Here is a 12788-nt window from a genome sequence, read left to right as displayed (position 1 = left end):
GTGCCCCAATCCGGATTGCCCGGCCACGCTTTCGGGGTAATGCCCGCCGTTTGGATCAACGCTGGGGGGTAACACCGGTGCGTCGACGGCTTTCGAAGGGGCACCGCCGAATGGCCGAGCGCCCGCGCGCCGCGCCCGCGGGGGGCCGGAGGACGATCCCGACGTCCTCCGGCCCCGGTGGCACGCGTGACCGGCCGGGCACCGGGTAACCGGAACCGTGGACGGTTACCTGGCGATCTACCTCAACGACCAGCTCGCGCTCGGCATCGGCTGGCGTGAACTTGCCCGGCGGGCCGCGGGCAACAACCGCGGCACCGAAGTGGGTGACGCACTCGCGCACGTGGCGACGGAGATCGCCGAGGACGTGGACACCTTCCGGTCGATCATGGACCAGCTCGGCGTGCGCCAGAACCCGCTCAAGACGGCCGCGGTGTTCGGGGCCGAGCGGCTCGCCCGCCTCAAACTTAACGGGCGGCTGCTGGCGTACTCACCGCTGAGCCGCTTCCTGGAACTGGAAGTGCTGACCATGGGGATCGACGGGAAGAAGCAGCTGTGGACGACGCTGCGGGACCTGGCCGGGCTCGCCGACCGGGTCCCTGGAGTCGATTTCGACGCGTTGATCGAACGGGCCGCGGGGCAGCGTTCGCTGCTGGAGCCGCACCGCGTCCAGGCGGGGACAGAAGCGTTCAGGGCCGGGTGATCACGCCGAAGTCCACTCCGGACGGATCGGTGATGGTCGCGATGCGGCCGTACACGAAGTCCTCCGGTTCGGTGGACTTCCCGCCCGCCGCGAGCGCCCGCGCGATCGTCTCGTCGGTGTCGGCCACCTCGAACGTCGTCGCCCACCTGGAGTCGGCGGGGCCGGGCACGCCCATGATCCCGCCGACTTCGTGCCCGTCGGGGCGGCGGAGGAACGTGAAGTCCAGCTCGGGCAGGTCGGCGTTGCGGTCCAGCGTGAAGCCGAACACCTGCGGGTAGAAGGCGCGGGCGTGCTCTGGCCGCGCGGTGGTCAGGTCGTTGCGGACGAGCGAGCCGGGCTCGTTGACCACCTGGCAGCCGGGCAGCTCTCGCCCCTGCCACAACCCGAACCGCGCGCCGACCGGGTCCACCGCCAGCGCGATCCGGGCGCGGTCGCCGAATTCGGCGGGACCCTCGACGACCTGCCCGCCCGCGGCGCGCACCCGCTTCGCGGTGGCGTCGCAGTCGGCGGTCGCGAGGTACGTCGTCCAGGCCGGGGCGCCTTCGGCGAACCCGGCGGCCACGCGGTCGCCCAGCAGGAACAGGTCGTCGCGCGTGGTCCACCCGAACACGGCGCGGTAGAACGCCGTGGCGCGCGGGAGGTCGGGGGCGGTGAGGGCCATCCAGGTCGGGGTGCCCTCGGGCTGGTTGGTGTCGACGGAGCTCATACCGCGAACGGTAGGAGCCGAGCAGGTCAGTTCCCGTCCTACTTCGCGACCGCCGCGGCCCGGTAGCGCCAGAACGCCGGCAGCAGCGCGACGGCGATCGCGATGAACACGATGACCAGCACCCCGCCACCGGTCGCGGCGGCGGCCGTGCCGACCGCGGCCGCCGTCCAGCCGTGCGTGAGGTCGGCGATCCGGGGCCCGCCCGCGACGACGACCGTGAACGCGCCCTGCATGCGGCCGCGCATCTCGTCGGTCGCGGCCATCACCAGGATCGCCTGCCGGTAGATCGCGCTGACCATGTCCGCCGCGCCGGCCAGGCACAGGAACACCACGGCGAGCCACAGCGAGCTCGACAGCCCGAACCCGACGATGGCCAGGCCCCAGGCGCAGATCGCGATCGTGACGGCGACGCCCTGCCTGCGGACGCGACCGAGCCAGCCGGAGAACAGCCCGATGACCACCGAGCCGATCGGGATCGCCGCGTACAGCCAGCCCAGGGCGAGTCCACCGCCGGGCGGGTCGCCGAACGTGCGCTCGGCCATCTCCGGGAACAACGCGCGCGGCATGCCGGCGACCATGGCGATGATGTCCACGACGAACGAGGCGAGCAGGACCTTCTGGGTGCCCATGTAGCGGAAGCCGTCGAGGACGTCTTTCAGCCCGGCGGCCCGGACAGTGCCGGACAGCGGGGGCAGCGGGGGCAGCCGCCAGACCGCGTACAGCGCGATGACCAGGGCGATCGTGTCGATGAGGTAGAGCGTGGGCAGGCCGATCACCGGCATCAGGGCGCCGGCGGCCATCGGCCCGAACACCATGCCGAACGTGTTGACGGTTCCGGACAGCGCGGCCGCCGCGGGCAGCAGTTCCGGTTCGATCAGCCGGGCCACGATCGCGCTGCGGGTCGGCATGTTGATCGCGAAGAACGCCTGGTTGAACGCGAGGAGCACGAAGACGAGCCACACCGAGCCGACGTCGAAGAACGCCTGCGCCCAGAGCAGGGCGGACACGACGGCGATGCCGGTGTTGCCGACGATGAGCAGCTTCCGGCGGTCGACGGTGTCGGCGATCGCGCCGCCCCACAGCCCGAAGACGAGCAGCGGAACCAGCGCGACGATGCCGGTCAGGCCGACGTACCCGGACGAGCCGGTGAGGTCGAAGACCTGCTTCGGCACGGCGACGGTGGTGAGCTGGCTGCCGATCGCGGTGATCGCGGTGCCGGTGAACAGGCGCCGGAAGGCGGGTGTGCGCAGCGGCCGCACGTCCACAACGACCGATTTCAGCAGTTTGCGCTTCTTACCCCGTTGTGACCCCGCCTCGACACTCACAACCGACCAGTTTAGCCGCGCTAACTAAACAGCGCTGGTGATTTAGCTCGCCGGCAGCAGGGCAGGAACGCAGAACTCGCGGCGGCGAGATCCGCGGTCGGCACGGGTCAGGGGGCGACGCGCTCGATGTGCCACCCATCCTGGGTGCGCACGTACCGGAGCCGGTCGTGCAGCCGGTTCTGCTGCCCCTGCCAGAACTCGACGATCTCGGGCCGGATGCGCCACCCGCCCCAGTGCGGCGGCAGCGGCACCTCCTCGACGTCGCCGAAGCGGCGCTCGATCGAGGACAGTGCGACGTCCAGGTCCCGGCGGCTCGTGACGACCTTCGACTGCGGCGACGCCCAGGCCCCGAGCTGCGAGCCGCGCGGGCGCTGCTTCCAGTACTCGGCGGTCTCCTTGACGTTGACCTTCTCCACCTCACCGCGCACGGTCACCTGCCGCTGCAGCGCGTACCAGGGGAAGGTCGCCGACGCGTACCGGGTCACGGTCAGGTCGTGGCTCTTCTTCGAGGTGTAGTTCGTGTAGAACACGACACCGCGCTCGTCGAGGCCCTTGCAGAGCACGGTGCGGGAGGACGGTCGACCTTCGGCGTCGGCGGTCGCCAGCACCATGGCGTTGGCTTCGGCGACCCCGGCGGCGATGGCCTCGTTCAGCCAGTCCTGCAGCTGCTCGGTCCAGCTGCCGGCCAGGTCGGCCTCGTCCAGCGCCTTGCCGTCGTAGGCCACCCGCATGCCGGGAAGGCGTACCGCAACGTCGTCGATGTTTTCGACCTCTGGCATGTGCCAACCTCCGACCCGCTTACTCACCCGTAACAGCTCACGTTAGGGCCTGGGGGGCCACTCCGAAAGCCAGCGAACGGTGACACCTGCCACGGCCCAGCAGCTCCTCGGCGGTGACCGCGTCCGGGGCGAGCGCGGTGATCAGGTGCCCCGCGACGGGCAGCGGCGTCACCGCCCACCAGTCACCGCTCGACGGCTCCACCACCTCGTCGCCGACCAGCAGCTCGGTCGCCAGCACGCGGCGCCCGGCGAGGGCGGCGGCGCTGGCGTCCAGGGCCGGGTCGCCGACGGTGAGGGTCTGGTCCAGCACCGGCCTGCCGCCCGAGGTGACGCGCTGCGACGTGGTGAGCCGTCCGGGTGCTTCACCCGCGCGGCCGAGGACCAGCACCTCGCGCGTGCGGAAACGTGCGGTCCCGTCCAATGTCGCGACCAGCTCCGCGGTGTGCCGGGCCCGCGCGGTCACCACGGTCGGCTCCGGCAGGTACGCGAGCGACCCACCGGCGCCGACCTCGACCCGCACGGACGACCTGCTGGCCGCCGCGGCAGGTCCGGGCAGCGCGAGCGTCGCGGCGACGCCGGACAGCCGCAGGTCCGCGCCCGGCCCGACGCAGACCTCCAGCACCAGCTCGTCCCCGCCCAGCGGGGAGGTCGCCGAGTTGACCAGGTGGACCTGGGCCGCCGGCCCGGACGTCCGTCGCGGCACCAGGGTCAGCGGCGCCATCGACTTCAGCTCCCGCAGCACCGTCCGCCCGCCGGCGACCTCGGCCACGAGCCGGGCGTGCGCCTTCACCCGGCGAGCTGCTTGCGCACCCAGGCCGCCACGTCGGGCGCGTCCGGCGTGCGCACCAGCGACTGGGTGATCACCGGCAGCTCCCCGCGCATGCGGTGGGCGTCGGAGGTCATCACGTCCATGTCGGCGTTGACCAGGTGGGCGATGTCGATCTTGTTGATCACCAGCAGGTCGGCCGTCGTGACGCCCGGTCCGCCCTTGCGCGGCACCTTGTCCCCGCCCGCAACGTCGACCACGAAGATCTGGCTGTCCGCCAGGCCGCGGCTGAACACCGCGGTCAGGTTGTCCCCGCCGCTTTCGATGATCACCAGCTCCAGGCCGGGGAACCGCTCCTCCAGCCGTTCCACCGCGTCCAGGTTGGCGGTGATGTCGTCGCGGATCGCGGTGTGCGGGCAGGCGCCGGTCTGCACGGCCTCGATGCGCTCGGGGTCGAGCACCCCGGCCTTGCGCAGGAAGTCGGCGTCCTCGGTGGTGTAAATGTCGTTGGTCACGACGGCGAGGTCGATCTCGTCCCCGAGCGCCCGGCACAGCGCGGCGGTCAGCGCGGTCTTGCCGCTGCCGACCGGCCCGCCGATGCCGATGCGGAAGGCCCGGCCGCGGGACGGCGGCGCCTCGTAGCGGTCGGGTTCGGTGGCCGTCGGGTCGAAGTTGACCGGGTGCACGTGGCCGTGCCCGTGTCCGTGTTCAGCTGGCAAAGAGACGCACCTCTTCCTGGTGGTGGCGCAGGTGTGCTTCGGCGAGCAGGTCCAGCGCCGGTGATCCCGGGGACGGCAGCCGCGCCGGGTCGGTCCCGGCGCAGCCGGCCGCCTTGTCCGCCACGGCTTCCAGGTCGGGCGCGAGCGCCGCGACCACCGCGTTCACCGCGAACGGGTCGAACCCCAGCAGCCGGACCGCCGCGCTCGCCGGCCCGCTGACTGCGAGGTAGGCGACGGTCAGCGCCGCGTCCCGCGGCGTGCCCCCGGAGACGCCGGTGAGCGCGCCGGTGATGATCGGGTGGTGCGGGCGCGGGGTGGCGGCCAGCAGCTCGTCGATCACCGGGGACGGCCAGGCGATGCGACCGGCGCGCGCGGTGCCGCGGCCCTGGGCGCGTGAGGCCGCGCGCTGGGCCGGGGACGGCGTGCGGGCGTCGAGCTCCTCGTCCAGCCGCGTCCACTGCCTGCACCCGACGGACGCGGCGGCGAAGGCGGCGGCGAGGTACCCGGCCGTCCACAAGCGACCGTGCAGGAAGCCCGGCAGGTCGCGCACCTCGCGGATCAGGCCGCGCGCCACGGCTTCCTCCAGCCCGCCGGAGTGCACGTGGCCGCCGCCCGGGAACCGGGAGTCGGCAAGCAGGATCGCGGAGATGCCCATCAGAACAGGAAGTACCGCTGGGCCATGGGCAGTTCGGCGACCGGCTGCGGCTCGATCAGCTCGCCGTCCACGTGCACGGCGAAGCTGTCCGCGTCGACCTGGATGTCCGGCAGCGCGTCGTTGAGCACCATGTCGTCCTTCGTCACCCGCCGCACGTTCTTCACCGGCACCAGCGCGCGGGTCACCGGAAGTTCGGTGCCGAGCGCCTCCGGCGCGACGAAGTACAGGCTGCTCGCGGCGGCCACGGACGGCGCGGCGCCGAACATGGGCCGCGCGAGCACCGGCTGCGGCGTCGGGATGGACGCGTTGGCGTCGCCCATCGCGGCCCACGCGACGAACCCGCCCTTCAACACCACGTGCGGCTTGACGCCGAAGAACTTGGGCTCCCACAGCACCAGGTCGGCGAGCTTGCCGACCTCGACCGAACCGATCTCGCCGTCCATCCCGTGCGCGATGGCCGGGTTGATCGTGTATTTGGCGACATAGCGACGCGCCCGCAGGTTGTCCGCCGCACCGTCGCCGGGCAGCGCGCCGCGGCGGCGTTTCATCACGTGCGCGGTCTGCCAGGTGCGGATGATCACCTCGCCGATCCGGCCCATCGCCTGCGAGTCCGAGCTCATCATCGAGATCGCGCCGAGGTCGTGCAGCACGTCCTCGGCCGCGATGGTGCTCGGCCGGATGCGGCTCTCGGCGAAGGCCAGGTCCTCCGGCACCGACGGGTTGAGGTGGTGGCACACCATGAGCATGTCGAGGTGCTCGTCGAGGGTGTTGACCGTGTGCGGGCGTGTCGGGTTGGTCGACGACGGCAGGAAGTTCGGCAGGCCGGCGACCTTGATGATGTCCGGCGCGTGCCCGCCGCCCGCGCCCTCGGTGTGGTAGGCGTTGATCGACCGGCCGGCCACCGCGTCCACAGTGGACTCCAGGAACCCGGCCTCGTTGAGCGTGTCGGTGTGGATCGCCACCTGCACACCGGATTCGTCGGCCACGGACAGGCAGGCGTCGATCGCGGCCGGCGTGGTGCCCCAGTCCTCGTGCAGCTTGAACCCGCCGGCGCCGGCCGCGAGCTGCTCCCGCAGCGCTTCCGGCCGGACGGTGTTTCCCTTGCCCAGCAACAGGACGTTGACCGGCTGGCCGTCCATCGCCTGCAACATCCGGGCCAGGTTCCACGGCCCCGGCGTGACCGTGGTGGCCTTGGTGCCCTCCGACGGGCCGGTGCCGCCGCCGACGAGCGTGGTCAGGCCGGAGGCCAGCGCGGTGTCGACGAGCTGCGGGCAGATGAAGTGGACGTGGCAGTCGACGCCACCCGCGGTGAGGATCTTCCCGTTGCCGGACAGGACCTCCGTGGCCGGGCCGATCACCAGGTCCGGGTCGACGCCGTCCATGGTGTCCGGGTTGCCCGCCTTGCCGATGCCGACGATCCGGCCGTCGCGCACACCCACGTCGGCCTTGACCACGCCCCAGTGGTCGAGCACGACGGCGCCGGTGATGACCAGGTCCGGCGCGCCCTCGGCGCGGGTCGCCATGCCCTGGCCCATCGACTCGCGGATCACCTTGCCGCCGCCGAAGAGCACCTCGTCGCCGGAGCCGGCGCCCATGCTGCGGTCCTCGGTGACCTCAATGAGCAGATCGGTGTCGGCCAGCCGGATCCGGTCTCCGGTCGTGGGCCCGAACAGCTCGGCGTAGCGCTCGCGGTCGATGCTGGTCACTCGGCGTCCTTCCGCAGGCCCGGCACCACGCCGCGGCCGGCCAGCGGCACCAGGCCGACCTCGCGCTCGACGCCCGGCTCGAAGCGGACGGAGGTGCCGGCGGGGATGTCCAGGCGGTGACCGCGCGCGGCCGCCCGGTCGAATTCGAGCGCCGGGTTCGTCACCGCGAAGTGGTAGTGCGAGCCGACCTGCACCGGACGGTCACCGGTGTTGCTCACCCGCAATCGCACGCGTGGGCGACCCGGGTTCAGCTCCACGGGTGATTCCGCCGGGATGATCTCTCCTGGACGCACTCGGTGCTCCTCAGACGATCGGGTCGTGCACGGTGACGAGCTTCGTGCCGTCCGGGAAGGTGGCTTCGACCTGGACCGAGTCGACCATCTCGGGCACGCCGTCGAGCACCTGCTCCCGGGACAGCACGGACCGGCCGCTGGACATCAGCTCGGCGACCGTGCGGCCGTCGCGGGCGCCCTCCAGGACGTGGTCGGTGATGAGCGCGACGGCTTCCGGGTAGTTCAGGCGCACGCCGCGCTCCAGCCGCTTCCGCGCCACGTCGGCGGCGACGTGGACCAGCAACTTGTCGCGCTCCTGGGGGTTCAGGTGCATGGGCTCAGGTCTATCACCGCGTGGACGGCGACACGCAGACGCGAAACACAGGATTTACGTGCGAACGGCCCATCCGGCTGAATCGTTCTCGTAATCGTGACCGAAACCACCGCATTCTTCGATTGCCCCTACGCCGTTCGAGGGGCATGGTGTGGTCACCGTGCGACGAGGCGCCCCCGAGCGCGTCACGCGCGCGTAACAACTCCATGTCGGGGAAGAATGCGCAGCGAAAGGTTTCACCAGTGACTACCTCAGCGCCCGTTGCGAACAGCACTGAACCGGACGACGGGTTCAAGCCCGGTCTGGAAGGCGTGGTCGCCTTCCGCACCCAGATCGCCGAGCCGGACCGCAACGGCGGCGCGCTGCGCTACCGGGGCGTGGACATCGAAGACCTGGCAGGCAAGGTCAGCTTCGGCGACGTGTGGGGCCTGCTGGTCGACGGCCACTTCGGCAACGGCCTGCCGCCCGCCGAGCCGTTCCCGATCCCGGTGCACACCGGCGACGTCCGGGTCGACGCGCAGGCCGCGCTCGCGATGGTCGCGCCGATCTGGGGTTTCCGGCCGCTGCTGGACATCAGCGACGAGGAGGCGCGGGACAACCTCGCGCGCGCCTCGGTGATGGCGCTGTCGTACGTGGCGCAGTCCGCGCGTGGCGTCGGGGTGCCCGCCGTGCCGCAGTCCGCGGTCGACGCGGGGCAGACGATCACCGAGCGGTTCATGATCCGCTGGCGCGGCGAGCCGGACCCGGCGCACGTCAAGGCCGTCGACGCGTACTGGGTGTCGGCGGCAGAGCACGGCCTCAACGCCTCGACGTTCACTGCGCGCGTGATCGCTTCGACGGGCGCCGACGTCGCGGCCGCGTTGTCCGGCGCGATCGGCGCGATGTCCGGCCCGCTGCACGGCGGCGCGCCCGCGCGGGTGCTGCCGATGATCGAGGCGGTCGAGAAGGAAGGCGACGCGCGCAAGGTGGTCAAGGGGATCCTCGACCGCAAGGAGCGCCTGATGGGCTTCGGGCACCGGGTGTACCGGGCGGAGGATCCGCGGGCCCGCGTGCTGCGGCGGACGTGCCGCGAGCTGGGCGCCGCGCGGTACGAGGTGGCCGAGGCGCTGGAGCAGGCCGCGCTGGCCGAGCTGCGCGAGCGGCGCCCGGACCGCGCGATCGAGACGAACGTCGAGTTCTGGGCGGCGGTCATTCTGGACTTCGCGCAGGTCCCGACGCACATGATGCCGGCCATGTTCACCTCGGCGCGCACCGCGGGCTGGGCGGCGCACATCCTGGAGCAGAAGCAGACCGGCCGGCTCGTCCGCCCGTCGGCGAGCTACGTCGGCCCCGGCCCGCGCTCGCCGGAGGAGGTCGAGGGCTGGTCGGCGGTCAAGCCGCTGTAGTCCGTCGCGGAAGGCCCCGGGATCACTGCGGTTCCGGGGCCTTTTCGCCGCGCGCCGTCACCGCGCGCAGCACCGGGCGAACCAGGACCGCGCCGGCCAGGAGGATCACGGCCGCGCCGAGGCAGGCCGCGCGCCAGCCGGAGCCGGTGCCGTAGAGCAGGCCCGCGGTGAAGGCGCCGATGGTGGCGCCGAGCAGCGCCGCGCTCTCGTAGATGCCCATCGCCCGGCCGAGGCTCACCCCCGCGGCCTCGGCCACGATCTCCTGCTCGACGGGGATCGCCGCGGCGAACGCGGCCGCCGACAGCACCCACATCCCGGCCAGTACCACCGGGTTCGGCGCGAACGACAGTCCTGCGGCGAAGACCGCGCTGCACCCCATCGCCAGCGACAGCACCGTCGTGCGGCCCAGCCGTCCGGTCACCTTGTGCAGGTACTCCGGCAGTGTCGTGTAGACGATGAACCCGGGCAGGAACACCCCGGCGATCTCGCCCAGCTCCAGGTGGTGCCCGCGCTGCAGGTGCATGAGCAGCAACAGGGCCACGCCCGCTTCGGCGAGCGCGGTGATCACCACGAGCAGCAGCATCGGCCGCAACCGCCTGCCCAGCTGCCCGAACCCCTGCCCGGTCGTCCGCGGCGCGGCCGGACCCGTCGGCGCGAGCATCACCACCGCCGCGACGGCGCAAGCGGCCGCGCCGAGCCAGAACACGCCGCGGTAGTCGATGCGCGGCACCAGGGACATGGCGGCGACGAAGGCGATCCACGTGCCGCCGCCCTCGGCGGAGAACAGTTTGCTGAACGCGGCTTTGTCGCTGTCGAGCCCTTCGCCGACACGGGCGCGCAGCGCCACCCAGAAGACCGCCCCGCCCGCGCCGCCGAGCACCGCGGCCGCGAAAGCCGGACCCAGCCCCGGAGTGACCGCGTACCCGGCGAACGACAGTCCATAGAGGACAGCGCCGATGGCGGCCAGCCGTCCGCGGTCGAAGCGGTCGGCCAGCGCCCCCGCGAGCGGCCGCACCACGAACGACACCAGGGTCTCCAGCGCCGTCAGCGCCCCCACCCCGGCCGCGCTCGCGCCCAGCGCACTGCCCGCCCACAAGGGCAGGAAGAAGTCCAGGACCTCGACCGGCCCGCGCGTCAAGGCCGCGGCCAGCTCGTTCTGACTCGCGCGGCGTTTCCCCTGCGCCATCGCAACCCCCAGGTTTTGAAGATACGATCGTATCTTAACGCACGGGGTCAAGCGATTTCGGCGACTCCGTCGATCTCGACGATCAGTCCTTGCGACTGCCGGCCGCGGCGAAGATCGCCACGAGGTACGTCAGCACCTGGCGCACCTGGGCGTCGAAGTCGGCCGGATTTCGTGCGTGGCCGGGTCGAGCGGCCCCTGTCCGGAGGTGAAGACCGTGTCGGTGTGGATTCTCTCGATCATGCGCGCCATCCCGCCGAACCTAGGATGACAACCGTGCCCAAGATCGTGGACCGCGAGCAGCGCCGCCGGGAGATCGCGGAAGCCGTGCTCCGGCTGATCGCCAGGGAGGGCATCGAAGCGGTCAGCGTGCGCACCGTCGCCACCGAGGCCGGGCTCTCCGCGGGCGCCGTGCAGAAGTACTTCGCCACCCGCGACGAGCTGTTCCGCTTCGCGTTCGACCTCACCGACGAGTACATCGAGCAGCGCTGGATGCGCGTCCCGCACGGCCACCTGCTCACCATGCTGCGCGCGCTCGTCGCCGAGGCCCTGCCGCTGGACGACCAGCGCCGCGCCGAGGTCATCGTCGTCCTCGCGTTCGCGGCGCGCGCCGCCGTCCTCCCGGAGTGGGCCGACCACCTGCGCGAGGGCTACGAGTTCATGCGCGCGCAGACCGCCGACTTCCTCGGTCAGGCCCAGCGACACGGGCACGTCCGCGACGACCTGGACGCGGGGAAGCTCGCCGACGTCGTCGTCGCCCTCACCGACGGCTTCGCCCAGCACCTGCTGCAGGCCCCGCCCGGGTCGGAGCTGCACCGCCGCCTGCTCGGCTCGCTCGAGTTCGCCCTCACGGAGCTGCTCGCGCCCCGCGCGGCAGAATGACGGCATGCTGCCCAGCACCGAGTTCGCCCTGCTCCGCCGCCTGTCCCTGGAACAGGTGAACGGCCGCGCGCCGTCGATGGTCGCCGCCGTCGTCCGCGACGGCGAGGTCGCCTGGTGGGGCGCGCGTGGCTCCGTCGACGGCGCCGCGCCCGACGACGACACCCAGTACCGCCTCGGCTCGATCACCAAGTCGATCGTCGCCGCGCTCGTGATGCGGCTGCGCGACGAGGGCCGTCTCGACCTCAACGACCCGCTGGACAAGCACGTGCCTGGCACGAGCTTCGGCGCCTCCACCGTCGGGCAGCTGCTCTCGCACACCGGCGGACTGACGTCGGAGTCCCCCGGCTCCTGGTGGGAGCGCAGCGAGGGCGGCGACTGGGCCAGCCTCGAGGCGAGCCTCGCCCGGGACGCGCTGAAGAACCGCCCCGGCAGCCGGTTCCACTACTCCAACGTCGGCTACGGCGTGCTCGGCGAGCTGATCGCCCGCCACCGCGGCACCGACTGGCTGACCGCGCTGAACCGCGAGGTCCTCGAACCGCTGGGCATGTCGCGCACGACGCCGCACCCCACCGGCAAGCACGCTCGCGGCTGGGCGGTGCACCCGTTCGCCGACCTGCTGCTGCCCGAGCCCAGCCCGGACGCCGGCGCGATGGCCCCGGCCGGGCAGCTGTGGTCGACGGTCCGCGACCTGGCCCGCTGGACCGCGTTCGTCGGCGGCGACAGCGCGGACGTGCTCAGCCCGGACACCGTCGCCGAGATGCGCGCGGTCGCCACGGTCGACGACGCCGACACCTGGACCTCCGGGTACGGCCTCGGCCTGCAGGTCCTGCGCCACCAGGGCAGGCGGTTGGCCGGGCACACCGGCTCGATGCCCGGGTTCCTCGCCTGCACGCTGGTCGACGAGGTCACCGGCACCGGCGCGCTGACCCTCGCCAACACCACCTCCGGCCCGGCGATCCTCGGACTGGCGGTCGACCTGATCTCGATCGCCGACGAGCAGGAGCCGAACCTGCCCGAGGAGTGGCGCCCGTCCGAGGTGGACCGGTCGCTGCTCACCCTCACCGGCCTGTGGCACTGGGGCCCGACGCCCTACCACCTGCGGCTGATCCCGGGCGGCATGCTGAGCCTCGCCCCGGTCAGTGGCATGGGCCGCGCGTCCCGGTTCCGCCCGGTCGCGCCGGACGAGTGGCTCGGGCTGGACGGCTACTACGCGGGCGAGACGCTGCGCGTCGGCCGCGACGCCGACGGCATGCCGCGGCACCTGGACCTGGCGACGTTCGTCTTCACGCGCACGCCGTACGACCCGGCCGCGCCCGTCCCCGGCGGCGTCGACCCGGAGGGCTGGCGTACCGCATAGTGGGACCCGCCACCGCCGT

At 72.4% G+C, this 12788-nt stretch carries 14 protein-coding genes; 4 read left to right on the top strand and 10 right to left on the bottom strand.

Features of this window, described 5'->3' with window-relative positions:
• The first annotated feature begins 217 nt into the window (after positions 1-217).
• The gene (locus tag ABZ215_RS08475) at positions 218-700 is read left to right on the top strand and encodes a hypothetical protein (RefSeq protein WP_354948766.1); all 483 of its coding nucleotides are present in this window, start codon (positions 218-220) and stop codon (positions 698-700) included.
• Here ABZ215_RS08475 and ABZ215_RS08470 read toward each other — a convergent pair.
• From ABZ215_RS08470 to ABZ215_RS08430, 9 genes are all read right to left on the bottom strand, one after another.
• A complete protein-coding gene (locus ABZ215_RS08470) occupies positions 687-1406 on the bottom strand; it encodes a VOC family protein (protein ID WP_354948764.1) in 720 nt (239 codons plus the stop codon). The two genes, ABZ215_RS08475 and ABZ215_RS08470, sit on opposite strands and share 14 nt — an antisense overlap.
• A gap of 38 nt (positions 1407-1444) precedes the next feature.
• Complete coding sequence (locus ABZ215_RS08465) at positions 1445-2731, bottom strand: MFS transporter (RefSeq protein WP_027935686.1); 1287 nt, start codon at positions 2729-2731, stop codon at positions 1445-1447.
• Positions 2732-2838: 107 nt separating this feature from the next.
• Entirely contained in the window at positions 2839-3510 is a 672-nt protein-coding gene (pdxH, locus tag ABZ215_RS08460) for a pyridoxamine 5'-phosphate oxidase (protein WP_354948762.1), read from the bottom strand.
• A 37-nt stretch (positions 3511-3547) separates the two neighbouring features.
• Positions 3548-4300, bottom strand: coding sequence for an urease accessory protein UreD (locus ABZ215_RS08455; protein WP_354948760.1), 753 nt, complete (start codon positions 4298-4300; stop codon positions 3548-3550).
• Positions 4297-4995, bottom strand: coding sequence for an urease accessory protein UreG (gene ureG / locus ABZ215_RS08450; RefSeq protein WP_354948758.1), 699 nt, complete (start codon positions 4993-4995; stop codon positions 4297-4299). Before ureG ends, ABZ215_RS08455 begins: the two co-directional genes overlap by 4 nt.
• Positions 4985-5650, bottom strand: a complete 666-nt coding sequence (locus tag ABZ215_RS08445) for an urease accessory UreF family protein (protein WP_020416870.1) — start codon at positions 5648-5650, stop codon at positions 4985-4987. Before ABZ215_RS08445 ends, ureG begins: the two co-directional genes overlap by 11 nt.
• Positions 5650-7356 (bottom strand): urease subunit alpha, encoded by a 1707-nt coding sequence (locus tag ABZ215_RS08440; protein WP_354948756.1) that lies wholly within the window; start codon positions 7354-7356, stop codon positions 5650-5652. The genes ABZ215_RS08445 and ABZ215_RS08440 overlap by 1 nt, the downstream gene beginning before the upstream one ends.
• A complete protein-coding gene (locus tag ABZ215_RS08435; protein WP_354948754.1) occupies positions 7353-7649 on the bottom strand; it encodes an urease subunit beta in 297 nt (98 codons plus the stop codon). The genes ABZ215_RS08440 and ABZ215_RS08435 overlap by 4 nt, the downstream gene beginning before the upstream one ends.
• 10 nt (positions 7650-7659) lie before the next feature.
• Positions 7660-7962: an urease subunit gamma gene (locus ABZ215_RS08430; protein ID WP_354948752.1), complete on the bottom strand. Its 303-nt coding sequence runs from the start codon at positions 7960-7962 to the stop codon at positions 7660-7662.
• Positions 7963-8168: 206 nt separating this feature from the next.
• Here ABZ215_RS08430 and ABZ215_RS08425 point away from each other — a divergent pair, with 206 nt between their 5' ends.
• Positions 8169-9347 (top strand): citrate synthase 2, encoded by a 1179-nt coding sequence (locus ABZ215_RS08425; protein WP_354948750.1) that lies wholly within the window; start codon positions 8169-8171, stop codon positions 9345-9347.
• 22 nt (positions 9348-9369) lie between these two features.
• Here the strand turns inward: ABZ215_RS08425 and ABZ215_RS08420 are convergent, their stop codons facing one another.
• Positions 9370-10533, bottom strand: a complete 1164-nt coding sequence (locus ABZ215_RS08420; protein ID WP_354948748.1) for an MFS transporter — start codon at positions 10531-10533, stop codon at positions 9370-9372.
• Between the two features lie 264 nt (positions 10534-10797).
• On the opposite strand from ABZ215_RS08420, the gene ABZ215_RS08415 reads away from it, so the two are divergent.
• Both ABZ215_RS08415 and ABZ215_RS08410 read left to right on the top strand, forming a co-directional pair.
• Entirely contained in the window at positions 10798-11412 is a 615-nt protein-coding gene (locus ABZ215_RS08415) for a TetR family transcriptional regulator C-terminal domain-containing protein (RefSeq protein ID WP_354948746.1), read from the top strand.
• Positions 11413-11416: 4 nt separating this feature from the next.
• On the top strand, positions 11417-12769 hold the full coding sequence (locus ABZ215_RS08410) for a serine hydrolase domain-containing protein (RefSeq protein WP_354948744.1): 1353 nt from the start codon (positions 11417-11419) through the stop codon (positions 12767-12769).
• Positions 12770-12788 lie beyond the last annotated feature (19 nt).

It is taken from the genome of Amycolatopsis sp. NPDC006131, from assembly GCF_040614175.1.
Lineage (GTDB): Bacteria > Actinomycetota > Actinomycetes > Mycobacteriales > Pseudonocardiaceae > Amycolatopsis_E > Amycolatopsis_E tucumanensis.
Note: the sequence above shows the minus strand (reverse complement) of the source record. Positions and strands in the feature narration are given on the sequence as shown.